Genomic DNA, 26,793 nt, shown 5'->3' with positions numbered 1-26,793 from the left:
TTAAATATTGAGTTTTTTAAGTTCTTCTACGGCATGATTAGCGGCTCGTACCGTGAGTGCCATATAAGTCAATGATGGGTTTACGCAGGAGTTGGAGGTCATACAGGCTCCATCGGTAACAAATACGTTTTTCACCGAATGAATCTGGTTGGTGCCGTTCAAAACGGAAGATTTTGGGTCACGTCCCATTCGTGCCGTTCCCATTTCATGAACTCCATATCCAGGTTCGTGCTCGTTATCAAAACCAATGATATCCTTTACACCAGCTTTTTCCAACATTTCCACAGCATCTTCCTGAATTTGTTTGTTTTGGGCCAGTTCGTTTTCCTTGTATTCGGCATCAATGGATAGGGTAGGTTGCCCCCATTTATCGGTCACTTCTTTGTTGAGGAAAACCTTATTATCATGATATGGCAAACATTCGGCAAATCCAGTAATAAAGAATTCCCAAGGTCCCGGTTTCATGATACTGTCCTTATAATCGCCGCCGAATTCCTTACGGTTGGCAGCTTCACTGTTGCCCATTCGGTATCCTCCGCCTTGAAAACCAAAACCTCGAAGGAACTTGTCGGTTTTTGATTTTTCATCAATGTTCCAGTAGCGCGGAATATAAATGCCATTGGGTCTACGCCCACTATAATAGTTATCTTCATAGCCTTCAACCCTTCCCAGGGCCCCAACACGATAAGTATGGTCCATAAGGTTGTGGCCCAGTTCACCACTATCGTTCCCCATTCCGTTCGGAAAACGGTTAGAAGTGGAATTCAGTAAAATTTGCGTAGTACTCAACGTTGAGGCATTGCAGAAAATGATTTTGGCCTTGAACTCAACGTCCTCATTGGTCTCGGCATCAATGATGCGCACACCGGATGCTTTTCCTGTACTGTCATCGTACATTATGGATTGTACAATGGAATAAGGCCTGAAAGTAAGGTTTCCTGTGGCGTTGGCAGCTGGTAGCGTTACGGCATTACTGCTAAAATAGGCACCGTAGGGGCACCCTCGACTGCATCGGTTTCGATATTGACATTGCCCTCTTCCGTTAAGGGGCTGTGTCAAGTGAGCAACCCTACCAATAATCATATGTCTTCCGGGAAAGTCTCTTTCGATACGTTTTTTGATGTCTTTTTCCACACAGTTCAATTCCATGGGCGGGAGGAAGTGACTATCCGGCAGTTGTGATAATCCAAGAGCCTCTCCACTGATACCTGCAAACTTTTCCACATAGGTGTACCATGGCTCTAGGTCTTTATAGCGAATGGGCCAATCCACACCATGACCATCTTTTGCATTTGCCTCAAAGTCCATCTCGCTCCAACGATAGGTCTGTTTTCCCCAAAGTAGGGAGCGACCGCCCATTTGGTGTCCACGTATCCAAAGAAATGGCTTAACCTCTGTGTACGGGTTTTCTTTGTCGTTGGCAAAAAAATGTTCGGTGTCCTGCCCTATAAACCCAGACCTTATTGCTTTATAATGTTTTTCCTTTTGTTCTGGGGTAAGCCCACCACGGAGTTCCATATCCCATGGATCCAAATTAGCAGTAGTATAGTCGATAGGATGTTCTACCACAGGGCCCCGCTCAAGAACTAAGGTTTTTAACCCTTTTTCACAGAGTTCTTTGGCAGCCCAACCTCCACTTATCCCTGAGCCTATTACAATGGCATCATACGTATGTTTTGGGTCTGCATCAATATTAAAATTTGGCATTTTGGTATTTAGTTTAGGTTCTAAAGGTTATAATTTTTTGCTCAATTCTAATGGACGTTGTTCAATGGTTTATAATTTTTCTATTTTTTCTTTATTAAAGCTATAAAGGTAAGGCGCCTTGTTTGCCGCTCCGGTGTAGAGTTTTTCATGCCTTATGAGGATGTCCATACTTAGAATTTTACGTTGAAAAGTAGTCCGTCGAAGTTTTTTGTCCAAAATAGCCTCGTATACCTTTCGTAATTCCTTCATAGTGAATTTTTCGGGCAACAGATTGGTTCCTATGGGCTTTTTACCGAGGTCGGTTCTGATGGCTTCCAGTGCTTTTTTTACAATTTCCTCATGGTCCATCATTAAAGGAGGGAGGTTGTTGATGCTGTACCAATTTATAGAATCGGAGAACTTATTAGGTGTTGGGCGAACCTGATTGTAGTTGATCAAAGAGTAATACCCTACGGTAATGAACCTATCCAATACCCAGTGGTCATCTGGCATTTCATAGCCCAGGCCCTTGGCAATCCTTTTTGATGGTTCAGGATTGGACCTGTTCAACTTTCCAAACGTATGGAACTGCTCCAAGTGAATTGTTTTGAGGCCCGTACGCCTCATAATGCCCTTTTTAGCGGCATCCAATAAATTTTCATCTCTTCTAATGTAGCCTCCAGGTAATGCAAATAAACCTGTGTTCTGGTATTCGAGCACCAAAATTTTTAGTTCTTCCCCTGTGAAACCAAAGATTACGGTATCAAAAGAAACGTTGGTTAGGTATTTGTTTTCTGAAGGCAACATATTGTAAACATCGCAAAATTTACACTAAAAAAATATAAAAATAAAAAAACAGAGGCATTATTGTATCAAATTGATACAATAAAAACAGGAGATGCTGGCTATAATTGCTGTAGAAAAACTATAATTTAGTTTTTGGGATGATCCTTTTTAAATGGTTGCTGCCATTTTCAAGACTGGAGAAGAGACTTATTATAATTGTAACACGGATGGACTAATTTGTTTGTTTTTTGTTTTCTGAACAAGTAAATATGTCATTGCTATAATTGACATCCCGCTCTACGCCCAGTATTATTAACGTTTTTTTAGGATTGCCAGATTTATATTTTGAAAGTATGGATTTTGTCATATTCAATATTTACTGTTAAAATATTGCCAATTATAAAAAAATAACTATTATTGTTCCTGATTGAGACAATATGCACGGTCGAGATCATTAGAAATAACTAAACTAAATAGACTATCTATGAATCAAAACAGAATTCAAGTTTTGACAAGGTTGTCTGGTGCCCTAAAGGCTTTTCAGACATTCTTTTTGTCAATGACAATGATGTTGGTGGGTGGATCTGCGTTTGCAGCGGCCCCGGACTCGGGTGATGCTACTTCGCCCCCTTACCAATTAACCATAACGGGTACGGTTGTGGATAATTTTGGAACACCTTTGCCAGGTACCAATGTTATTGTAAAAGGTACCACTAATGGAACACAGACAGATTTTGATGGAAACTACTCCATTACTGCAGCTTCCGATGCAACTTTGATATTTTCCTATGTAGGGTTTAAAACCATAGAAATTCCGGTAAACGGTAATTCTACTATGGATGTGACCATGCAGGAAGATGCCGCTGCCTTGGATGAGGTAGTTGTAACGGGTTATGGTACGCAGACCAGAGGTGAATTGACAGGTTCCGTAGGAACGGTTGATGTTGCCGAGGCTACCAAAACGCCTGTGGTCAACGCAGCAGAGGCCTTACAAGGTAGGGTTTCGGGTGTTACCATAACCAACAACGGACAGCCAGGATCTGCTCCTGTTGTTCGTATTAGGGGTTTCGGTTCTGGCAACAGTAACGATCCGCTTTACATTATTGATGGTGTCCAAACGGATGACCCTGGTATATTGAACTCAATAAACCCAGCTGACATCCAACAGATGAACGTACTTAAGGATGGTGCCGCAGCTATTTATGGTGCTCGGGCATCAAACGGGGTTATTATCGTAACTACCAAGAGTGGTGGATATAATTTGGATAGAGCAAGAGTATCTTTGGATATGTACACCGGATTTTCCGTGGCTACCAACTTACCAGAAATGTTGACACCTGCCCAGCATGGACAAATGCTATGGCAGAGTATACTGAATGATGGCGGTACACCTTCCCATCCACAGTATGGAAATGGCCCAACTCCTGTTGTGCCAGAAACTATCCAAGGGGTGCCAGTGACAATGAATGTTGCTCCAAATGGAACTGATTGGGTAGATGAAATTTATAGAAGTGCCATTACCCAAAATGCTTCCATTACATTGGAGAATGGTAATGAAAAATCCAAATTTCTTTTCTCTGCGGGTTATTTGAACCGTCAAGGTATCCAGATTCACACAGGATTTAAAAGAGGAAACGTAAGGTTGAACTCGGAGTTTAAAGTCGGAGATAGAATCCGAATAGGGGAACACGCCAACATTTCTTTTGATAACAGAAGTGGAGGGCAATCTTGGTTCAATTTTGCACAAAGAATGTCACCATTGGTGCCTGTATATGATACTGATGGTAATTTTGGTGGTAACTACAGTAACGATACAGGTCTTTCCAATCCCAACAACCCTGTTGCGGAGGCCACACGACAGAAAGACAATTTTGCTAAGACTTTCAGGGTTTTCGGTGATATTTATGCAACAGTTGATATTTTGGACGGATTGCAGTTCAAAACCTCATTTGGTGGGTCTATCAGGGCTTATAACGATAGACGTTTCAGAGCGTTGATTCCAGAATCTTCCGAACCAATTGCTACGAATACCTTGACCGAAGCGGACCAGGATACTTACGAATGGGTTTGGACAAACACGTTGAACTACAACAAATCTTTTGGAGATCATAGTATCAATGCCCTTATTGGTATTGAAGCATTGGACAACCATGGTAAAGGGAAGGAGATTTCCAGAACCGACTATTTCTACGAAAGACCTGATTATTATTTATTGAGCAATGGTGGTGGTGCACCTAACGTGGCTTATGCCTATGACAATGCATCATCTTTGTTCTCAGTGTTTGGTACGGTCAACTATGACTACGATGGCAAATATCTTTTGACCGCTACGGTTCGTCGTGATGAATCTTCAAGATTTATTGGAGACAATAAGAGCGATATATTCCCTTCGTTTAGTGGAGGTTGGGTCGTGAGCAACGAAAACTTCTGGCCGACTGATTCCTTTATGAGCAGATTAAAGTTGAAAGGCTCTTGGGGACAGTTGGGTAACCAAAGCTTACCAGTGGACAACCCAACAGTAAACTTCTCTATATTAAGTGAGCAGTATGCAAATTACGCCTATAATGGAAGTGCTGCAGGTATAACTCAGGGGGCAATATTGTCAGCAGCTGGGAATCCAAATTTAAAATGGGAAACTTCAGAGACCACCAACTTTGGTATTGAAATGGGCTTCTTTGACAATAAACTGAACTTTTCTGCAGAATATTTTACCATTACGACCAAAGATTTGATCAATCAAGATGGTAGCTTATATAGTTCTACAGCTTTGGATGCAGCCCCTCCTTATGTAAACTTGGGTTCATTTAGAAATAAAGGTGTGGATGCCACTTTAAGCTTTTCAGATCAAACCGATTCCGGCTTTAATTATGGTATCGACGTTAATTTTTCACATTACAAGAACGAAGTACTTGATTTAATCAGTGCTTTCCAAACAGGATTTGGTGGTTTTAGAACTACAGGAACTGTAACCAGAACACAAGAAGGTCAACCCATTTCCTCTTTCTATGGTAGAATTGTGGATGGCATCTTTGCTTCTGAGGCCGAAGTGGCCAATGCACCAAGCCAAGGGTTTGCAACCAATGCTGATGGTGTTGGTAGATTTAGATACCGAGATATTAATGGGGACGGGACTATCAATGATGATGACAGAACTTTTATCGGTTCTCCTCACCCTGATTTCACTTATGGTGTTAACTTGAGAATGGCATACAAAGGATTTGATATGTCTGCATTCTTCCAAGGTTCACAAGGAAACGATATATTCAATAATGATAAGGTATACACCGATTTCCCTACGTTCTTTAACGCGAATAGAAGTGTGAGGGTATTGGATTCTTGGACTCCTGACAACTTGGATGCCGAATTACCGGCACTTAGCCAGAGTATCACAAACAACGAGGGTACGGCAAACTCATTTTTTGTAGAGGATGGTTCCTATATGCGATTGAAAAACCTACAGATAGGTTATACTTTCGACGAAGAGGTTTCAAGCTATTTAGGAATGGACAGTGTTCGTTTGTATCTTCAGGGAACCAATTTGTTTACCATTACAGGTTACGATGGAGTAGACCCAGAACTACAGCCTAGACTTGATGGGGGAGCTATAGACAACCTTACTATAGGGGTTTCGGACAATAACTACCCTTTGGCTGCAATTTATTCCTTTGGAGTTAATCTTAAATTTTAAAAAATGAAAAAGAAGATAATATTTTCAACAATGCTGGTAGGTCTATTGCTATGGGCCTGTGCAGATGATTTTACAGAGAAAGCGGCCACCGGGAACATACCTGATCAAGATTTACAGACAGCTACCGGTGTAGAGCTAAAGTTGACCGCAGCATACTCGGCCATGGATGGTGAGCGTGTAAACAGACAAGGAGAGGGCGTTGCTGCTGGAGGTGACAACTGGTGGACCGATGTGGTTTCCGATGATGCGCATCGTGGAAGTACTGACGGTGACAACACGGCCTTGTTCCAAGTAGAGACCCTGGACTGGCAAACCGGTAACAGTTGGTTTTTAGGAAGATGGAGTGCGCTTTATGGCGGTGTAAACCGGAGTAACGCAGTTTTGGCGTTGATTGATCAGATCACAGACCAAGACTTTACAAGACAAGCTGGTGAAGCTTATTTTTTAAGAGGGTATTTTAATTTTGAACTTCAAAAGTTCTATGGATATCCATCTTTTATTTCCGTAGAGAATTTGGTGAATGAAGAATTCAATCAACCCAATCCTGGACCTATCTGGGCCGAAATAGAAGCTGATTTTCAAGCTGCTATAGAAAGGTTGGACGATGAGATAATTGTTGGTAGGGCAAATGCTTGGGTGGCCAAGGCGTTTTTAGGAAAGGCATACTTGTACCAAGGAAAGTATGACGAGGCCTTGCCATTGTTCAATGATGTTATCAATAATGGACCGTATACATTAAACACGGAGTTTGTAGACAATTTTAATGCTGCAGGAGAGAATAGTCTTGAATCAATGTTTGCCATTCAGTTTGCATCAGATGATGGACGTTCTTTTAATGGTAACGGTGCCGGTACATTAAATTTCCCAGGTGGTGGACCTTTGGGTACATGTTGTGGTTTTTATCAGCCAACTCAAGATTTGGTAAATGCATATCAGACAGATGGTTCTGGATTGCCACTATTGGATACTTATGCCGCTACCGATGTAGTCAGTGATTATGGAATCAACTCCACTTTTGATCATGATGACAATGAAGAGACACCAGAAATCCCAACAGATTTTACACCTCATACAGGACCATTAGATCCAAGGTTGGATTATACAGTTTCCCGTAGAGGAATCGATTATAACGGTTTTGGGCGTAATCCAGGGAAGGCCTGGATCAGAGCAACATTTAGTGATATTTCAGGACCTTATTTGCCCAAGAAGAACGTATACCAAGCAGATGAAGTTGGTGCCAACCGCGGAACAGGTGGTTGGGGATCGGACTGGTCCGGTATCAACTATAACGTTATGCGCTTTGCAGATGTATTGCTAATGGCGGCAGAAGCTGCTGTGGAACAAACCTCCCCAAACCTACCTTTGGCACTGCAGTATGTAAACAGGGTACGAGACAGGGCAAAGAACATGACATATGTACAGGCCTTGGATGAAAACGATGATCCTATTCCAGATACAGATGCGGCCAACTATCAAATAGAGCTTTACGCATCTTTTCCGGACCAAGCCTTTGCTAGAAAAGCAATTCGTTTTGAGCGTCGTTTGGAATTTGGTATGGAAGGACACAGATTGTTCGACCTAAGAAGGTGGGGCAATGCCATGGAAACAATCAATACCTATATAGAAAACGAAGCAGAGGATTTAGATCAGGCTGGTTATGATTCAAAATTCAATGAATATCAACCAAAACACGATTTGTTCCCTATTCCTATCAATGCTATTGACCAAAGTGGAAATGTATTGGAACAGAGCCCTCTATGGCAATAATGATAAGTAGATCTGAGTTAGTTTAATTTAATTCGAGTAGAGAGATAGGTTGTCAATTTTATTGGCAACCTATTTTAATTAGGGACAAATCCTATTAATTAAAAATTAATTCGTTTTTAATCAATATTAATCATAGATAGGCAAGTTGGAAAAATCGAATTTGTATTTTTAGTAATTGGGTATATCCATCAACATAAACATATCCAATTTTTTCATGGAACGGAGACAACAGCTTTAAGACCGTTTAAATTTCATCAAAATTAAAAACTTCAGCACAGTGAATAAAAGTTATATTTTAATTGCACTTTCGTTATTACTGATTGCTTCTTGCTCAAAGAAAAAAGAGGACACGTTGTTTTCAAAGGTTTCCTCGAATCACTCCGGTATATCATTCAATAATAAGATAGTCGAGACCGACAGCTTTAATATCCTTACCAGTGAGTATATCTTCAATGGGGGAGGCGTAGCAGTTGGGGATTTTAATAATGATGGCAAGCCCGATCTTTTTTTCACAGGAAATCAGGTCGCCAATAAACTCTACCTTAACCAAGGAGATTTCAAGTTCAAGGATGTTTCTGCTGCATCAGGTGTCGAGGCATTGGATAAGTGGAAGACAGGAGCAGCGGTAATCGATATCAATAATGATTCACTTCTTGACATTTATGTCTGCGCGGCGATGTATGAAAGCCCGGAAGAAAAGGCGAATATGTTGTACATTAACCAAGGTGTGGATGATAATGGCGTTCCTATTTTCAAGGAAATGGCAAAAGAGTATGGCGTGGCTGATACAGGTAACAGCATGAACGCTGCATTTATTGATTACAACAAAGATGGCCTCTTGGATCTTTATGTGCTCAATAATGTAGACATACATATTTTGCCTGCCAATTACAGAGAAAAAATAACCGACGGTTCGTCTTTAAGTAACGACCGTCTATATCGTAACAATGGCGACAATACCTTTACCGATGTAACATTGGATGCAGGCATTACCATTGAAGGATATGGACTTGGTGTGGCCATTTCCGACCTAAATTATGATGGATGGCCCGATATTTACGTAAGCAATGATTATCTGAGCAACGATATCCTTTATATAAACAATGGAGATGGAACATTTACAGATAAAATTGGGGAATATGTAAAACACCAAAGCAAATTTTCCATGGGTTCCGATGTTGCCGACTTTAACAACGATGGTTACTTGGATATTCTTACCTTGGATATGCTCGGGGAAACAAATTATAGATTAAAAACTACCATCAAGGCAACAAATTATAACGATTACTACATGAACGATAGGTATGGTTACGACTATCAGTATATGCGTAACATGCTTCAAATGGGACAAGGCCCCAACATGCCATACAGTGAAATTGGACTTATGGCAGGCGTTGCCAAAACAGATTGGAGTTGGTCGCCACTTTTTGTTGATGCCGATAACGATGGTCGCAAAGACTTATTGATCACCAATGGCTTCCCAAGGGATATAACCGATCTCGATTTTGGTGAGTTCAATTTTAATGTTCAAAAATATTTGAGCACAGCTCAAATCTTGGACTCCATTCCTGTTGTAAAAATACCAAACTATGCTTATCGTAATGAGGGTGACGGGAAATTTAAGGATGTAGGCAAAGAATGGGGACTCAACATTCCTTCGTTCTCAAACGGAGCTGCTTTCGCTGATTTGGATGGTGACGGTGATCTGGATTATGTGGTAAGTAATATAAATGATGAGGCGTTTCTCTTCAAAAATAACTTAGAAAGCAAGGAAACAGGGACCAATAATTACCTACAACTAAATTTAAAAGGACCAAAATCCAATACTGCAGGGCTTGGAACCAAGGTAGCTATACGGTTCAATGATGGTACTTTTCAATATTACGAACATCAATTGAACAGGGGATACCTTTCCACAGTGGAGAGCATGGCACATTTCGGTCTTGGAGCGCAAAAAACAATACAATCCCTTGAGGTTTTGTGGCCCGATGGAAGATTTCAAACTATGAAAAATTTAGAAGTCAATCAAAAGTTGACCGTTAATCATAGCGAGGCCAAACCCTTGGACCAACAAGAGCTGGCATTTCCTTTGGCTCCTAAACAAACCAAGCCGATATATCAGGAAGTTTCTGACCTAGTTGGCGTCGACTACGTTCACAAGGAGACGGATAAGGCCGATTTTTATGTGCAGCCTACCCTTCCGCACAAACTAACCCAGAATGGCCCAAGTTTAGCAAAGGGCGATATCAATGGAGATGGTTTCGAAGATTTTATCATTGGAAGCTCATCTGGCTACTCACCAATGATCTTTACCCAAAATTCAGATGGGACCTTTAAAGGTACGGCGCTATTTGAAGATGAGGCCAGTAAAAAAAGAGAGGAAACAAGTATTTCCCTTTTTGATCTGGACAACGATGGAGACCTGGATATTTACATGGTAGCAGGCAGTAACGAATTTGATTTTGACTCACCGTACTATCAAGATTATCTTATGATCAATCAAGGAAATGGAAAGTTCGAAAGATCAACGGATAAATTGCCAAAAATAAATTCAAGTGGTTCAGTGGTGGAAGCGGAGGATTTTGATGGCGACGGCTATGTTGACCTATTTGTTGGAGGACGCACACCATTTTCCCAGTATCCCAAGCCAGATGATTGCTATCTGTTGAAAAACGAAAAGGGAAAATTGGTCGATGTCACCGATGCCTACAGTAAAGAACTTAGAAAACCAGGGATGGTCACCGATGCCAAATGGGCCGATTTAAACAATGATGATTTAAAGGATTTGATTTTGGTAGGAGAGTTTATGCCCGTGACCGTTTTTATAAATAAAAAAGACTCTTTTCAAAGGATGGATCAAACCGGGATGCAACAACTCTCCGGATGGTGGGAATGCGTGTTGGCCCAAGATTTTGATAATGATGGAGATGTGGATTTGATCGCCGGAAACTTAGGAAAAAACAATTTGTACCAGCCATCACAGGAAAGGCCGGTTACCATGTTGGCCAAAGATTTTGATAACAATGGGGCCATTGACCCTGTAATGTTCGCTTACTTTAAGGGCAATTTTGGTGATACTGTTTACAACCCCTATCCAGTCAATTTTTGGGGAGACCTAATAGGGCAAAGCCCCCTGTTCAGGAAAAAGTTCAATTATTTTAGGGAGTACGCCAAAACTACCAAAGATAACCTGTTCACTCCAGAACAGCTTGAAGGAGCAGATGAGCTCATGGCAAACCATGACCAAACCACCTATTTTGAAAATGATGGAACTGGACAATTTAAAATGCGAAAACTTCCTTGGGAGACACAATCGGCACCAATCAAATGCATGATAACCACCAATGGAGGGAACACCACGACCGACATTCTAATGATAGGGAACGATTTTGGCAATGAGGCTTTTATTGGAAGGTATGATGCTTTCAATGGAGGAATATTGCTTGGCGATAACAAAGGAGGTTTTGAATTTAAAAATGCCGAGGAAAGTGGTTTTAAGGTTACCGGAGATGCTAAGGATATGGTACGGGTGGAAAGAGCTGGAGGGGGAGACCCTTACATTGTGGTAACGCAAAATAGGGGCAAAGCTTTGGTTTTTACCAAAACAAAATAACTTTTTGGTCGAAACTAGATAAACATGGTTTGCTCACTCAAAAGGGCAAACCATGTTTATTTATATGCTATTTGCTAAGGCCTGCTTGGGCCAATGTAATCAATAAGGCAAGTTGAATGGACTCATCTCCTTCCTCATCATTCAAGTACCATTCGTGAAGGGAGTGGGCCCCACCACCTTGTCCGCCTCGGCCAATGCAGACCGCAGGTATTCCTTTGGCAACAGGGATGTTGATGTTGGTGGAACCACGCCCCAGTCTAGGGGTTTCCCCGAAGAACTTGGTGGCGGCCATGGTTCTCTGGACCAAGGGCAGGGAAGCTGGCAATTCCCCCGATGGCCTGTCGCCAATTTTAATAAGTTCGTAAGTAACCCTCCCTCGCACACCGCTGGCATTATACGCTGTAATTGCTTTTTTGACGGATTCCTTAAAAATGATTTCGATTTCATCAAGATTTTTAGGGTCAATGGCTCGCATATCGACTTCCATCCACGATTCAAATGGAATGGAATTGACCGAAGTTCCTCCACCGATCCTGCCCACATTGAAGCTTGTTTTTGTAATGTCGCCAGAGGTATATTCCCAAGCATTTTTTGAAAAGATATCGATGGCTTTTCCCAAAGCATGATGAGGATTGGCGAGTCCAAAAGCCCCCCAAGAATGCCCTCCTTTTCCTTTAATGAGCAATTTATACCTTTTGGAGCCCAATCCAGCATTACTTATCCTGCCGAGGCTGCCCCCATCAATAGCTATCCATGAATCAATATCCAATCCGGATTCATTGAACATATATTTCATGCCACGGAGGTCACCGAGACCTTCTTCCCCAACAGAACCAACGATAAGCAGGTCTTTTTCGGTTTTTATTCCAGATTTGTTCATGGCCTTAAGCATACTTATAAGCATGGCCAGCCCTCGGGTATCATCACCAATTCCAGGTGCTTTAAGGGTATCTCCGACCTTTTTCACGGTAACATCCGTTCCTTCGGGGAAAACAACGTCCAAGTGAGCGTCAACACCCACGTAGCCAGGCTCACCAGAAGTTCCTTTCCGTAATCCGATAACATTTCCAACTTTATCTGTCCATAAGCTGTCTACCCCCGCTTCTTCCAGCATCTTGGCAAATACTTTGCCTCTTTCATCTTCCATAAATGGAGGGGCCAAGACCTCTGTCAAGGTAATCAGGTCATGAGTGGTCTGGTCTTTTTGTGACCTTATGATATCAAAAGCTTGCCCGACCTCTTTTTTCTTGGTCAAGCGTTCTACTTCTTTGGAATACTTTTTTTCGATTTCTTGAGCCATCATTGTATTGCCAAATAAAGCAAACGTCAAAACTAGGCCTAAGGTGATTTGTTTCATAATTGAAGTTTTAGTGGTTCGTTTCAAAGAGTAAACTTTAGAGTTTTGATTGAGATGTGTCCATGGTTCTTAGTTTGGCAAATGTCTCTTGGAGTCTTTTTGTTGTTTTGCCAATATTGTCGTTTTCATAAAATTGATGCTCACCTAATATGGCAATGGATGCAATTTGGGTCGTTGTACCTGTAAAAAATGCTTCGTCCATGTGTTCAATTTCGTCTTCGCCAATAGGTCTTTCGATTACTGAAATATCAAGATTTTGACAAAGTGCCAGTACAATCATCCTAGTAATACCGTTCAAAATATGATTGTCAGCAGGGTGAGTGATCACGGTTCCATTTTTTACAAAAAAGATGTTGGTGTGCGAGCCCTCCGAAATCATACCATCACGTACCAACGCAGCTTCATCGGCCAAATCGTTCATTGCAGCTTCATTGGCCATAATATTTCCCAGCAGGGAGATGGATTTGATATCACATCGATGCCATCTAAAATCAGGAGCTAAAATGGCTTTCATATGTTTTGGGTTGATCAGGGGAAGCGCATAGGGCAGCGCATACATCATCACGCTTGCAGGAACATCTTTTGGGCAGGAATGTTTTCTTGGAGCCGTTCCACGGGTTACTTGCATATAGATCAAACAAGATTTTTCCGTGAGACCCGAGGCTTTGAGCAGTGGTTCCAATGCGTCATCAATATTTTTGACATCGTAGGGGATACCGATTTTGTTCAAATTGTCCTGTAATCGGTCCAAGTGGGCCTTTTTGTAAAATATGCCGTTCTCCAATTGTACCATAACTTCGTAAATGCCGTCTCCGAACAAAAAACCTCGATCAAAAACTGATATTTTGGCATCTTCGGCAGATACGATTTCTCCATTCAAAAAGACTTTTTCGGGGAAATTTCCTTTTGGCAGCATGCAAGGTTGGTTTTTAACGTAAAGAAATATGGGTATCTCTTTGCGTAATTGTAATATGTGAAGGTAGTGGATATTTGCCAAAAGTAAAACCAAGTACCCGCAAACTATGGATACTTGGTTTTGTCTTGGGGAATTAAGGGGGTTGACCTTTGGATTTAAAATTTCAAAATCATATCCATGGCCACAATAGGATTACCGCTTACATTATCTTTGGACGTTCTCCAGACTTTCATTTTTTTCAACGATGATAAAATCCGAACGTCTATTGAGTAAATGTTCTTGCTCACTGCACTTGACACCGTTGGAGCATCTATTTTTCAATCGATATTCCCCATAACCGTCGGCACTTACAATTCTGTCATGATCTATACCCTTGGATATAAGATATCGCATGGTGGATTTTGCCCTATCGTCCGATAGTTTAAAATTATATTGGTCACTACCTCTAGAATCGGTATGGGATTCGATTTTTATTTTGATACCAGGAAATTCCCTCATGGCGTAGAGCACTTTTTCCAGCTCTATTTCCGCTCTAGGGGTGATATCGGATTTGTCATATTCAAAATAAATGGGATTGACCTTAATTTTTTCAACGTCTCCTTCCTTTACGACCAGGCTTTCAAAAGGAGTGAGGTAGATCATATTTTCCTCGGAGGGTTCTTGAGGGTTTTCTCCGGTAATGATGTTTACTTCCTCCTTGGTGAAACGGGGTTTGGAGAATACAAGTTTATTCTCCTTGTTACAAGGCAGGGTGATGTTAAAATAGCCATTCTCATCTGTTTGAAGCGCACTTACAAATCCTGTTGCGCCATCGTAAAGTTCAATTTTGGACATAGGAATGGGATTCCCTGTATTTTTGTTCAAGACATAGCCGGAATATACCAAGCAGTCCACTGGTTTGGCCTTATTTATCTGGTAAATATCGTCATCCCCAGCACCCCCAAATCGGTTGGATGCAAAAAAACCAAGGTCTTTTTTAGCATTGTAGATCAGGGAAAAGTCATCCATATTTCCATTGATGGGTTCCCCTAAATTAGTGGGCAATTCAAACTTGTTTTCAGATAATATGGCGGAGCCGAAAACATCCAATCCACCAAGGCCATAATGCCCATCGGAAGAAAAATAGAGGGTGTCACCATCAACAAAGGGGAACATTTCACGTCCCTTGGTGTTTATCTGTTTTCCCAAATTTTTTGGTGGTGATATGGCATCCCCGTCCATTCCGAGTTCTACCATATAAATATCACTGTGCCCATATCCTCCGGGCATATTGGAGGTAAAGTATAAGAATTTACCGTCCGGGCTTATCGCAGGATGGCCGCAGGAATAATTTTTACTATTGAACGAAAGTGATGTAACCTCTATAAGCTTGTTCTGATAAATACTACCTTTTAAGATCTGCATATTGGATAGGCCATCGCTGTTGGCGTTCAACTTGTTCTTTTTAATGTAGTTTCGGGTAAAATATACGGTCTGTGACCCTGGGGCAAAGGCTACATTGGAGTCGTGGAAATCCGAGTCCATATTGTCCAAGAACTTTTCTGGAACATAATCAGCAACGTTCGGGTTGGTCAGGTACACATCCAGATAAGGTTGATTGTTCCAAGGATAAATTTTACCGCTGGACCTAAGGGTATCCCTTGCCGAAGCAAAAACGAGCATATCGTTGAACATTGCCGGTGCGAAATCGGATTTTTTACTGTTAAATGCCAATTTTTGGATTTCGAACTTTGGATTTTCTTCCTTAAGACTTTCCAACTGTTCCTTTTGTGCCAGAATCATGTTCAACCTATCTTGATCGGAAGAATAAAAGTCCTTGAGCAACTGATCCGCTTTTTCGGGTTCCATACTGGCTTTTAAACATTGCACAAGTTTTATAATGTTGCTTTCGCCAACATTTTGTCCTTGCATGGCATAGAGTTTCACGTACCAATCCTTCGCATTCTGGTATTCGCTCATATTAAAATGGGCATCCGCCAAACGCTGTATTACGTGAACGGAAGTTTTTCTGCTTTCCGGCGCAAGATCATGGTAAAGTGCAATTGCTTTTTCGAACTTGAACTCATCAAAGTATTTGTCAGCCCTTTCCAATTTGCTCTGTGCGATACCTGCAATTGAGTATCCGAGGACTAGGAGTAGTATTATTTTTTTCATGATGCGGTTTTTTAAAAGAATCGGGGTGATAATGCTCTTTTGCTCCTATCAAAAACAGTAAACTTTAGAATGATTTCATGGGAACCATCATTATAGTTCTCCAGTCCGGTCAAAGAGTAATCGTAAGCATAGCCGATAAAGAACTTGCTGCTTAAATGAAAACCGGCCAATGCACTTAGTGCATCGTCGTATCTGTAGGCCAGACCAAGGTTCACTTTTTCCTGAATCAAGAAGTTGGCCGAGATGTCTACCGTTAAGGGTGCACCTGCTATATGTTTTGTAAGCAGTGCAGGCTTGAACTTTAAGGATGGGGATAGGTCAAATACATATCCTCCCATAAAATAATATTGACTTTTTCTATCGGTTACCTCCCGGTCATCATCATTATATATTTCTGAATTCAGAAAATTATCTGTCGAAGCTCCCAAATACCAATGGTCGCTATAAAAGAATGCCCCAAACCCAACGATGGGCCTTGTTTTGTTCAGGTTTTCGCTAAAAACAGGGTCCAAATCGTCATTAAAGACTCCTTTGGACCAGTCAATGCTTAGAATATCGGCCCCTGCATTGATTCCAAGGGATAGTTTTGTGGTTGCCCCGGTGGTAAGTTCATAAGCAAAATGGCCGTTGACGCGAACATTGTTGGACGCTCCGATATTATCGTTGATCGCTGTTAATCCGAGCCCTATTTTTTCACCAGTCCTTCCCTGAACGGTAAAGGATTGGGTTTCCGGAGCCCCATCCAAACCTACCCATTGTGAACGGTACAGTACATTTGCCTCAAAGTTGGCAGATGTACCGGTATATCCGGAATTGAGTACAGTGGTATTGTACATATACTGAGTGTACTGTGGAGCTTGTTGCGCTTTTGTGCCAAGGTGAACCAAGACTATGCACAGAGAAGCAACCATTTTATATTGAATGTTCTTTATCATAATTGATGGAATTGATTTTTAATATTTGGACTATCGGGCGAGTTGTAACCAGCCTACGAGGTTCCGGTCCAGTTCTGGAATGTTGATCACATAATAATATGTTCCAGAAGGAAGATGGTCTCCTTTGTTCAGGATTCCGTTCACATTTGCTATACCGTTCCACGTGTTACGATAATCGACCGCTTTGAACACAGTATTCCCATTCCTGTTAAAAACTTCAATAGTATTGGAGTAGTCTTCAATGCATTCAATTTCAAAGAAATCGTTGAAGCCGTCATTGTTGGGAGAAAATTCATTGTAGACCCGTAGGCAAAACTCCTCATCCAATACCTCCCCACATTCTATGGTTTCAACACCCAATTGAAATGAATCTGTGGATGTACAAGAAATAGGGTCGTCATATGCTACACTTACAGAATTGTTCTCAAGGCTGTTCCAAGTAACAGAAACAAAGTCATCGGATGTGCCGCCACCGTCAACAACTGCTCCTCCGGTAACTGTCCAGGAGTAATTTTGTTTACCACTTTCGGTAGTATAGGTGTATTCTTCATTCAGACATGTATCTTCGGATTGGCCGCTGAGGGTAATGGGCTCTCCTTCTTCCACCACTACGGATATTTCCAATAACGATGTACTTTCGCAGCCTTCTGGACTTACATTGGAAACGAAATAGGAGTCTTGGTCTACAAGTGGTGTGGAAGGGTCAAGAAGATCATTTCCTTCGGCATCCGAATAGAACAGAACACTGGATTCGTTGACTTGAAGGTCGGCCAAGGTTGCATTCTCACTTGCACAAAAAGTTTGCTCAGTTTCGCTAGTGGTTGGAGCCGGGGGATCAATAAGGTTTACTGAAATGCCTACACGTACCAGTACCTCAATGGGAACGTCCAAGATCCCGGCAAAGTATACTTCGCCGTCAACCATGGGTGTGCCAAGGTCTAGGGCAAGGGCTGCATCAAGACTGTCAAAGAAGACGACATCGTCCACATTGACCACTAAATCCAGAAGGGTAGGGTCATCCGATGCGCAGAATGTCTGAACCAAATCATCGATGATCAAATCAGGGATGTCGATTTCGATGCCCCCGGTCAACGTACATAGGCCGGCATCCACAAATACATCAATGGTGCTGTTGGCATCCAAGGATAGGTCTATGCCATTCACGTCTACACTGAAATCCAGATTTGTATCCAAGACGCCATTGAAACTTTGACCATTTACGTTCAGGATAATGGCATCGCCAGGACTGGCATCTCCACTTATACTTCCTGAGACATTAAATGTAGGGTCCAGTTGAAAAATATCCGCCAGTATACCCAGAGTGATCTCTGGTGTGGCATCTATAGAGATACTTGCTCCCGAGTCCACAATTTCCACTGTTGCAGATTGCAAGTCTCCAGCAGGGTTTTCACAACCTGCAGATGATTCGGTCACTCTTACAAAATAGGTATAGGGACTACCAGCTTCGTCCAATCCGGTAATGGTAAGTGATCCATCTTGGGGGTCTATGGAATAGGTCACCGAACCAACGGTAAGTCCATCAGTAATTTCACTGGTCGCATTGGCATCAAAAAACCAAGTGTAGGTTCCATCAATATCGCTTGATGGGATCAGTACCACATCGTTGGATGAACATATAGGTGATTCATCTCCAGAAATGTCTATATCGGCGGCTGTAGGAATATCCACGACATTTACCTCTACTGGAATTCTTGGTGACTCTTCTGGACACGCTGGATCTGCGGAAGCCACAAAATAGGTAGTGCTGGATGTTAAAACAGGGGTTGTGTATGGGGCTCCTGAATTTACCGTTGCCAAAAGTGTACCACCAGTCTGTGCATCGTACCATCTCAGCTCGGCCCCACCAACCGTTGTGGCGACCAAATCAACAGATTCCCCCGAACAGATGCTTACATCTTGGGAATCGGCATCCAAATCGGGCAATGCAGGAGCACGGAACACCTCATATAGATTGATGGATTGTGCAATGTCAACATTTAATAGCGAGGATAGACGTAGCGTTATTCTATTGGCCTGACCAGTAGGATCTATGGGTATGGTAGCGACTTGACCTGCTTCCAAAAGCCCTAAAAGGTCCAAACCCAGTAATGAGGAAAGGCTTCCGTTAAAGGTAGGTGAGTTAGAACCATTTTGTGCGATTACCTGGATGTTGTCTGCCAATCCCAAACTTAGTAGTGATGGGTCAATGGCAAGTTGAACGTAGAAATTATCCCCGGATTGTGATAGAGAATCAAAATAAACAGTCTGTTCGATACTTGCGGCCACCCCTAAAACACCAAGACCTATCTCAGAAGCAGTGTTTGGATCACTATCAATGGCCAAGTGTGGATCTGTAACACCAGCCCCTCCTAGTCCCAGTAGATCCAAGGAAATGCCGCTTCCGTCAAAGGAAGTGTAGCTTGGAGTTCCGCATGCATTGGGATCACTACCAGAAAACGCTCCGAATACATCTAAAGTACGAGTATTGAACAACCCAAGGACGGCACCTATTTGGTTATCGATTCTGATACGGTTATAATCCGCATTTGGAGATATGGCTAGAAAAAATTCATTGTTGGCGTCCGTGACCACCCTAAGTTGATCAGAGGAAAATGCATTGGCATCGCTTGATGATTGCTGTAGTACCATGGCACCATTATTACTTATGGTTACCGTAAATTCTTGATTGCCTATAAGCACCGTTCCTAGAACATCCGCCAATAGTCCCCCTAAACTACCCCCCAATAGAGAAGGTAATAAGTTTTCTTCTGTATCAATTTTTACAAAAGATTGAGTGTTCGATAGTAATGTAGATGGGAATTCTAATTCCAAATGCCCATCATAGGCACCAATTCCTACAGCAATACCTGAATTTGCCCTGATAGTGGCTTGGGTGGAAAGGTTCCCGTCGATTGCATTAGCAGAATTGTCAACTTCATCTTCGCTATTGATGGTTGTCGCGAAGGTTTGTGCTCCTACAGTCCAATTCATAGACAGCATCAAAATAGCTAATAAGCACTTTTTACAGCAAAGTAATACTTTATTCATAAAAAAATGTTTTCATTATTATTGAAAACGCAATTAAATGTCAAATTTCTTACGAAGTAAGAAAATACTACATTGAAAATAGGACAATAGAATAAAGTATTGATCTTTAGATATTTGTATGAATACCAGCAAAATCAGGGGATAGCGAAGATTGCCTCCTGATAAAAAAAATATTTTTTTGTTTTGTAGGAAAATTAAATTTAATCGATGAAAAGCAATGATTTTTTAACTATCTGTAAAACAACTGAGTGAAGTAGAAAACACCTTCAGAATCTGCCTTTGCACTGACGGCAGTATACATATAATCTCCTTCAATGGCTTTTCGGTGCGTTTCACTTTCTAGCCATGCATTCACAATACCTTCGGCGGTAATATAATTCCGTCCCACAATTTCTGATACGTAGTTGGCCTTGGCTGCTATGGTCAAGTCAGAAGACCTTCGATCAAAATTATCATGACTGATTTCATTTTTATCGATCATATCTTTGGTGTGCTCAATGGCAAAATCGTAGGCAATTTTGTCAAATTCAAGTGTGTTCAAACCAATTGAATCCCTATGTTGGTTAACGAGTTCTAGAATCTGCATCTCCATAGGTGATACTTGAGCTTCATAATGAAAACTCTCAACCTCTTCTACAGAAGTGGATGTACATGAGGTATTCAAAACCAAAAAAAACATCAAACCCAATATGCAGCTAAACCCTTTCATATCTTTCAAATTCGGCTGCAAAAGTATTGTGGGATAGATGTTTGACCTTGCGGTTTTTAAAGTGTTTTTTGAACGGCTTTTTATTGACGTTTAATCACGTTAAGTAATTCTTAAATACGTATTTGGTCGATGTAGCGTACCCTTATGACTAAAATGTAAATCTTGTATTTTGAATTGTTGAAAACTTTGATTTTTCCTTCAGTTTTTGCGTACTTCACAACTTAAATATATTTCTATGGTCATTTTTGTCGATATGGACGAAGTTATTGCAGATGCTTACACCGCACATCTGGAAATCTACAATCAGGAATTTAATGCCCAAGTAAAAATCCAGGACTGTATGGGTAAGGAATTTTGGCAAATTGTCCCCGAAATACATCAAGAATCCATAAAGGGCCATACAAGACGCGATGGATTTTTTGGCGGTTTAAAGGTGATGCCCGATAGTCAAGAAGTACTCGAGGATTTGAGCAAAAAACATGAGGTCTACATTGCCTCCGCAGCTATGGAGTTTCCACAATCTTTACGGGAAAAGTCAGATTGGCTGGATGCACATTTTCCATTTATTCCATGGCAAAACCGGATACTTTGCGGTAACAAACATATTTTAAAGGGTGATGTGTTGATTGATGACCGGAGCAAAAACTTAAGACCATTTGATGGTAGGTCCATTATGTTTACTTCGCCACATAACACCAATGTAACCGAATTTGAGAGGGCAGATACTTGGAAGGATATAGCGAAGAAACTTTTGTAACTTGCAACTACAATGCAAAACAAACTATCCCGGGTTTTTATTTTTTTCGGTCTATTGATGCTTCAGGCCTGTGCCGGACAATCCCATTTGGTTCAAGATGAGCTGGAAACCGTTACCAAAGAACATTTAAAATACTACCTCTACTATCCTGAGGATTATTTTGAATCCACGAACAAGGAATTTGGCTTGTTGCTTTTTCTTCATGGTGGCGGAGAGTCAGGTAGGGATGTGGAGGAAATCAAAGATACAGGCCCGCCCAAAATGTTGGTTGAGGGTAAGCAATTTCCATTTTTAATACTTGCCCCACAAAATCCACACGAAAAAAAATGGTGGAATACCGATGCGGTCGTCCAATTGTTGGACTCCGTTGTCCAAACTAATCGGGTGGATATGAACAGGATCTATTTAACCGGATTGAGCAGAGGAGGAAGTGCCTCTTGGGAATTGGCAACACAATATCCCGAAAAGTTTGCCGCCATGGCCGTGGTCTGTGGCATGGCTCCCTTGCCCTATGCCCATTGGATAGACAAAGAAATGTCCATATGGGTTTTCCATGGAGATAAAGACGATGTGATCAATGTTGAGGAGTCTGATAAGATGGTCGATAAGTTGCGGGAAATGGGATACGATGTTCGCTATACGAGATATAAGGGCGTTGGTCATAATGCGTGGGATAGAGCATACACCACGGATTCATTGTACACCTGGTTGGCCAGTAAAAAACGAATTAAATAAACCCTATGAAATATTCAGTTGTTGTACTCTCACTTCTTCTTACAATAAGTTGTAATCAAAGGAAAAAGACTGATCAAAATAATACTGCAGATGTTGAAACTAAAATGGTTTTGGATTCTGTATCAAAAGATTCGACGGATAAGGTTGCCAAACCTGCCTTAAAATCCTTCGAGGGTTTGGCCGACACTACTTTCGTAAGGCTTGCCGACTTTAGCGAGGATTTTGCCTATGATATGCGTTATGCGACTGAGAATAATTTCCTAAAGGCCAAAGTTTACGATTGTGCCGAGTGTTACACCCGCGTAAAAACAGCAAAAGCATTAATAGAAGCCAACAAGGACTTTATGGAAAAGGGCGTCAAAATCAAATTTTATGATTGTTATCGTCCTAATTCCGTCCAATATAAAATGTGGGAAATTGTTCCTAACCCCCAATATGTTGCCAATCCTGATAAGGGCTCTATTCACAACAAAGGTGGAGCCGTGGACATTACGTTAGTGGACATGGAAGGCAATGAACTGGATATGGGGACTGACTTTGATTACTTTGGAAAAAGGGCCTATCACGACAATGTGGATTTGCCACAAAAGATATTGGACAACCGAAAATTACTAAAAGAAACCATGGAAGCACATGGTTTCTGGTCCATAAGAACCGAGTGGTGGCATTACAATCTATCCGCAGCCTCCAATGACCGGGTGGCCAATTTTAAATGGGAATGTAACGATTGATTTATCAGCCTTATGAAAACACGTAAAAAATCGACCATATTTTTGGTGCTAATTTCAGTTGGAATGTCGGCACAAGATACCATATTGCCACTTTGGCCAAAATCCATACCTAATCAACATCAATCTAATGAAGAAGAGGTAATAAGTAAATCTGATGATGGTATTCTTTGGGTGACAAACGTTCAAAAACCGACATTGGAAGTGTACCTTCCTTCAAAAAGAAACATGACCGGACAGGCAGTTGTTATTTTCCCGGGAGGTGGATACTATGGTCTTGCGTATGATTGGGAAGGAACCGATATAGCCAAGACTTTGACAGCCAATGGAATAGCTGGAATTGTGGTAAAATATCGATTGCCAAGATCAACATCCATTACCGAAGGTAAAAATGTAGTGCCCCTGCAAGATGCACAACGCGCCATTAGATTGGTCAGGGCCAAGTCAGAAGAATGGAACATTGCGTCCAATAAAATAGGGATCATAGGGTTTTCAGCAGGCGGACATTTGGCTTCAACATTGGGGACACACTACAGTGAAAGTGTATATGAAAAACAGGATGAAGCTGATGATCTATCCGCCCGTCCAGATTTTATGGCATTGATTTACCCCGTTATTACGTTGGGGGCGCCAAGTACCCATACAGGTTCCAGAACGTCATTATTAGGAGAAAAACCAACGAATGATGAAGTGGATTATTTATCCAACGAAAAACATGTGAACAAGGATACGCCACCAACTTTTTTGTTGCATGCTATGGATGATGATGCTGTTCCGGTGGAAAATTCTATCATGTTTTTTGATGCTTTGAGGGAGCATAATGTTCCGACCACCATGCATGTGTACCCAACAGGTGGTCACGGATTTTCGCTGGCTTTGAAGGATAAAAAATTGAAAGGTTGGATAGACCTCTTTTTTGATTGGATGGCCAATCTGGACTAGTTCTGTATTTTTTCGCAATCCAATACTAGCAATGAATCATCGATGGATTTGGTGAAGAAAAGGTACCTATTTCCACCATCCTTTATTTTATGTTTCTTGCGGAGCTCGGCCACTGATATGGGGAAATTGCGTGTAGTAATATTTGCCTTGGTCAAACCCATTGATTTAATTGATTTTTTTGAATAGGGCAATGCTTGTATAACTTTAAATCTTCTTCCAGAAAAGTCAATGATATTATCCGAAGTATACAAATGGGAATGAGGATGTAATTTGGCAAGGTTGTAGCTCTTTCCAACGGATTTGAACCCTCCTGACTTTAAAACAGCGGCATTGGGCTCATACAAGTAGGATGACGGTTCCCTAAAATAAACTTGGCAAGCTTGCTCTTGTTCCAGTTCAAAATCGAAGGTTTCTTCCCGTACCTGAGTAATGTTAATGGTTCTTATTTTGATACTTCCATGGTACTCCTTTTCCAAAACAAACAAAAGTTCCTTTACTTCATTTTGAACGGCAACTACATGTACTTCCTTCACAAAATTCAACGCTTCAATACCCAATTTTATATCCAAAAGCGGGGAAGTCTTTACCAGGATATTTTGGGTTTTTTGAAAAAGTATGGGGAGATGTTCGGGTAGGTTGGGCAGACAATCTTCCAGCAAAAATACTTTTCCTTTTGCATCATTTCTTCGAGAAGGATCTACATATATCCAATCAAAATTATAGGAGGAATTTTTTAAGAATTCAATGCCGTCCTCAGGAAGGCATTCAATATTTTTTTGCCCTAAAACTTTAAAATTATGGCATGCAATTTCACTCAAATCCTTATTGATTTCACAGTGAAAAATGGTGGTGATTCTTTTGGAAAAAAAGTAGCTGTCAACACCAAACCCTCCTGTAACATCCAAGAGTGATTTTCCATCTGTTAACCTGGCTTTATATGCTGCCGTTGTCTCTGAGCTGGTTTGCTCAATGTTTAGCTTATTGGGGTAATAAATGTGCGGTGTGTGGAACCAGGTTGGGAGTTTTTCCTTACACTTGTTTTTCGCTTCTATCTGTTCCGCCAACTCTTTTTGGTGAATTCCCTCAAAAGGAGGTTTCGTCAACAGAACTGACATGATGTCAGTTGAAATGTTTTTTAATATAAAATCCTGTGGACCAGTATTTAAAATTAGTTTATTCAAACTAAAGCTATAGATTTTTAGTTAGCTTTTTAACAAAGGAGTTTTCGGCTAAAAACTCCTTCAAAATCACCTTTATCGCCGTGTATCCAGGTACCGCAACAACCATTCCCACCACGCCAAAAAGAAGTCCGGCGATGATAATGATCAAGAAGATTTCCAACGGATGCGATTTAACGCTTGTGGAAAAAATAAAGGGCTGGGAAAAGAAATTATCTATCAATTGTCCCACCGTCAGACCTATTAAAACATAGATCGCTTTTGGGAGAATTACGGTGCTGAAATCGGCATCGATAAAAGTGGTCATTGTTAAAAGAACCATAGTTACCCCACCTATGATCGGACCTATGTATGGAATGATGTTGAAAAGGGCACAGAGGAATGCGATCACGATGGCGTTTTCAACTCCTACAATCAAGAGGGATATAGTGTAAATTACAAAGAGAATAAACAATTGTAGTAGTATGCCGGCAAAATATCTTGAAAGTAAATTATTGATCTTTTCAACGGATTTAACCAGATTACTTTCCTTGTTATCGGGAACAAAGGTCAGGATACCGTTTTGCATCAATTTACTGTCCTTTAAAAAAAAGAAGGAGATGAAGAGTACTGAAAATAGACCAATGCTAAAATTGCTCAAAACATTGACAATCGAATTGATGAAGTTGGGAATGAATTTTAGGTCCAGTCCCTTGAGCACGTTTTCTTCGATTTTAGATTCGTCCAGCATATTGTTCACGCTCCGTGTGGATGCTCCAAAATAATCCAATGCCTGAAGGTAGAGCACATTAAGGTCGCTCTTGAGCGTTTCCATATCCAACAGGGAAAGATTTTTGCTCTGTTCGGCAACAAGCGGGATAAATAACGCAAGTATCCCCAAGAAAAAGGACAACATAAATATCATGGTGACCACTACTGCCAATGTGTTCGGAAATCTTAGCCTATCCCTCAAAAATCTGACAATGGGACGTCCCAGCAACGCTATTACGGCGGCTATGGCCAAATAGGCCAGTACGGACTGTATTTTGTAAAAGAACCAGCAGATGAGTACCACACCTACCATTATGGCCGCTGCCCTCAATATTCCGTTGGCTATTGTTCTGGAGTTCATTGATCAACCTTTAAAAACATACTCAATTATATTTGACCCCATTTGAAGAGCCTTTGTCCTAACTTCTTCAGGGTCGTTATGTACGGTAGGATCTTCCCAGCCATCACCTAGATCGGATTCGTAGGTATACAGCAAAACAAGCCGTCCCTTTTCAAATATTCCGAACGCCTGAGGACGCTTACCATCATGTTCATGGATTTTGGGCAACCCATCCGGAAAAGTGAACTTTTGGGAAAAAATAGGATGGTCCGCCCCAAGCTCTTCCAACTGTCTGTCCGGGAACAGCTTTTCCAGTTCCCTTTTTAAGTAGGGTTCCATACCGTAGTTGTCATCAATATGCAGAAACCCGCCGGATAAAAGATAGGTCCGTAAATTTTGGACTTCTTCATCATTAAAAAATACATTTCCATGTCCGGTCATGTGCAAAAATGGATATTTGAATATAGAAACGCTCCCGGCCTCAACAGTTTCGGGTTGCACATCTATTTTGGTATCTATGTTGGTATTGCAGAACTGTATCAAATTAGGCAGTGCGGTGGGGTTTGAATACCAATCACCGCCACCCCCGTATTTGAGTATGGCTATTTGTTGGGCGGTTGTTGGATTTGTTATAAATAAAAGTAGCAAACCCATCAAAAACATATTCTTTTTCATGAGAAACGGTTAACCGGCCCTAAAAATAG

18 protein-coding genes are annotated in these 26,793 nt (G+C 41.3%); 7 read left to right on the top strand and 11 right to left on the bottom strand.

Annotated features, from left to right (window positions below; translation table 11 throughout):
• Together J0656_RS04950 and J0656_RS04945 are read right to left on the bottom strand one after the other, a co-directional pair.
• Positions 1 to 1,707, bottom strand: a complete 1,707-nt coding sequence (locus J0656_RS04950; RefSeq protein ID WP_207031965.1) for a GMC oxidoreductase — start codon at positions 1,705 to 1,707, stop codon at positions 1 to 3.
• 69 nt (positions 1,708 to 1,776) lie between these two features.
• A complete protein-coding gene (locus J0656_RS04945) occupies positions 1,777 to 2,493 on the bottom strand; it encodes an NUDIX hydrolase (RefSeq protein WP_207031963.1) in 717 nt (238 codons plus the stop codon).
• A 463-nt stretch (positions 2,494 to 2,956) separates the two neighbouring features.
• Here J0656_RS04945 and J0656_RS04940 point away from each other — a divergent pair, with 463 nt between their 5' ends.
• The 3 genes from J0656_RS04940 to J0656_RS04930 all read left to right on the top strand — a co-directional run bounded on the left by J0656_RS04940 (position 2,957) and on the right by J0656_RS04930 (position 11,540).
• Entirely contained in the window at positions 2,957 to 6,160 is a 3,204-nt protein-coding gene (locus J0656_RS04940) for a SusC/RagA family TonB-linked outer membrane protein (RefSeq protein ID WP_207031961.1), read from the top strand.
• A gap of 3 nt (positions 6,161 to 6,163) precedes the next feature.
• Positions 6,164 to 7,927: a RagB/SusD family nutrient uptake outer membrane protein gene (locus tag J0656_RS04935; RefSeq protein WP_207031959.1), complete on the top strand. Its 1,764-nt coding sequence runs from the start codon at positions 6,164 to 6,166 to the stop codon at positions 7,925 to 7,927.
• A 277-nt stretch (positions 7,928 to 8,204) separates the two neighbouring features.
• A complete protein-coding gene (locus J0656_RS04930) occupies positions 8,205 to 11,540 on the top strand; it encodes a VCBS repeat-containing protein (protein WP_313790182.1) in 3,336 nt (1,111 codons plus the stop codon).
• Positions 11,541 to 11,607: 67 nt separating this feature from the next.
• Here J0656_RS04930 and J0656_RS04925 read toward each other — a convergent pair whose 3' ends face one another.
• From J0656_RS04925 to J0656_RS04900, 6 genes are all read right to left on the bottom strand, one after another.
• Positions 11,608 to 12,897, bottom strand: coding sequence for a M20/M25/M40 family metallo-hydrolase (locus tag J0656_RS04925; protein WP_207031958.1), 1,290 nt, complete (start codon positions 12,895 to 12,897; stop codon positions 11,608 to 11,610).
• A gap of 37 nt (positions 12,898 to 12,934) precedes the next feature.
• Positions 12,935 to 13,813, bottom strand: a complete 879-nt coding sequence (locus tag J0656_RS04920) for an aminotransferase class IV (protein WP_207031956.1) — start codon at positions 13,811 to 13,813, stop codon at positions 12,935 to 12,937.
• A gap of 204 nt (positions 13,814 to 14,017) precedes the next feature.
• Complete coding sequence (locus tag J0656_RS20335) at positions 14,018 to 15,967, bottom strand: OmpA family protein (protein WP_207031954.1); 1,950 nt, start codon at positions 15,965 to 15,967, stop codon at positions 14,018 to 14,020.
• Between the two features lie 11 nt (positions 15,968 to 15,978).
• Positions 15,979 to 16,902 (bottom strand): PorP/SprF family type IX secretion system membrane protein, encoded by a 924-nt coding sequence (locus tag J0656_RS04910; RefSeq protein ID WP_207031952.1) that lies wholly within the window; start codon positions 16,900 to 16,902, stop codon positions 15,979 to 15,981.
• A gap of 30 nt (positions 16,903 to 16,932) precedes the next feature.
• Positions 16,933 to 19,893, bottom strand: coding sequence for an Ig-like domain-containing protein (locus tag J0656_RS04905; RefSeq protein WP_237688848.1), 2,961 nt, complete (start codon positions 19,891 to 19,893; stop codon positions 16,933 to 16,935).
• Positions 19,894 to 20,179: 286 nt separating this feature from the next.
• Positions 20,180 to 20,659: a CAP domain-containing protein gene (locus J0656_RS04900; RefSeq protein WP_207031950.1), complete on the bottom strand. Its 480-nt coding sequence runs from the start codon at positions 20,657 to 20,659 to the stop codon at positions 20,180 to 20,182.
• A 235-nt stretch (positions 20,660 to 20,894) separates the two neighbouring features.
• Here J0656_RS04900 and J0656_RS04895 point away from each other — a divergent pair, with 235 nt between their 5' ends.
• The 4 genes from J0656_RS04895 (at position 20,895) to J0656_RS04880 (ending at position 23,821) form a co-directional block, all read left to right on the top strand.
• Positions 20,895 to 21,416 (top strand): 5' nucleotidase, NT5C type, encoded by a 522-nt coding sequence (locus J0656_RS04895; RefSeq protein ID WP_207031949.1) that lies wholly within the window; start codon positions 20,895 to 20,897, stop codon positions 21,414 to 21,416.
• Between the two features lie 12 nt (positions 21,417 to 21,428).
• A complete protein-coding gene (locus J0656_RS04890; protein WP_207031948.1) occupies positions 21,429 to 22,151 on the top strand; it encodes a carboxylesterase family protein in 723 nt (240 codons plus the stop codon).
• A gap of 104 nt (positions 22,152 to 22,255) precedes the next feature.
• A complete protein-coding gene (locus J0656_RS04885) occupies positions 22,256 to 22,882 on the top strand; it encodes a M15 family metallopeptidase (protein ID WP_417946501.1) in 627 nt (208 codons plus the stop codon).
• Between the two features lie 12 nt (positions 22,883 to 22,894).
• Complete coding sequence (locus J0656_RS04880; RefSeq protein ID WP_207031946.1) at positions 22,895 to 23,821, top strand: alpha/beta hydrolase; 927 nt, start codon at positions 22,895 to 22,897, stop codon at positions 23,819 to 23,821.
• On the opposite strand, the gene J0656_RS04875 is transcribed toward J0656_RS04880, so the two are convergent.
• The 3 genes from J0656_RS04875 to J0656_RS04865 form a co-directional block, all read right to left on the bottom strand.
• Positions 23,818 to 24,936 carry a THUMP-like domain-containing protein gene (locus tag J0656_RS04875; RefSeq protein WP_313790181.1) on the bottom strand — a complete coding sequence of 373 codons (1,119 nt, stop codon included), beginning with the start codon at positions 24,934 to 24,936 and terminating at the stop codon, positions 23,818 to 23,820. The genes J0656_RS04880 and J0656_RS04875 overlap by 4 nt on opposite strands.
• Positions 24,937 to 25,009: 73 nt before the next feature.
• Positions 25,010 to 26,110, bottom strand: a complete 1,101-nt coding sequence (locus tag J0656_RS04870; protein WP_207031944.1) for an AI-2E family transporter — start codon at positions 26,108 to 26,110, stop codon at positions 25,010 to 25,012.
• A 3-nt stretch (positions 26,111 to 26,113) separates the two neighbouring features.
• On the bottom strand, positions 26,114 to 26,764 hold the full coding sequence (locus J0656_RS04865) for a DUF4159 domain-containing protein (protein WP_207031943.1): 651 nt from the start codon (positions 26,762 to 26,764) through the stop codon (positions 26,114 to 26,116).
• Positions 26,765 to 26,793: the final 29 nt, after the last annotated feature.

Origin of the sequence: Flagellimonas aurea, assembly GCF_017313785.1 — a bacterium.
In the GTDB taxonomy this organism is placed as follows: Bacteria; Bacteroidota; Bacteroidia; order Flavobacteriales; family Flavobacteriaceae; genus Flagellimonas; species Flagellimonas aurea.
The sequence above is the reverse complement of the archived record's forward strand: the minus strand, read 5'-3'. Positions and strand labels throughout refer to the sequence as shown.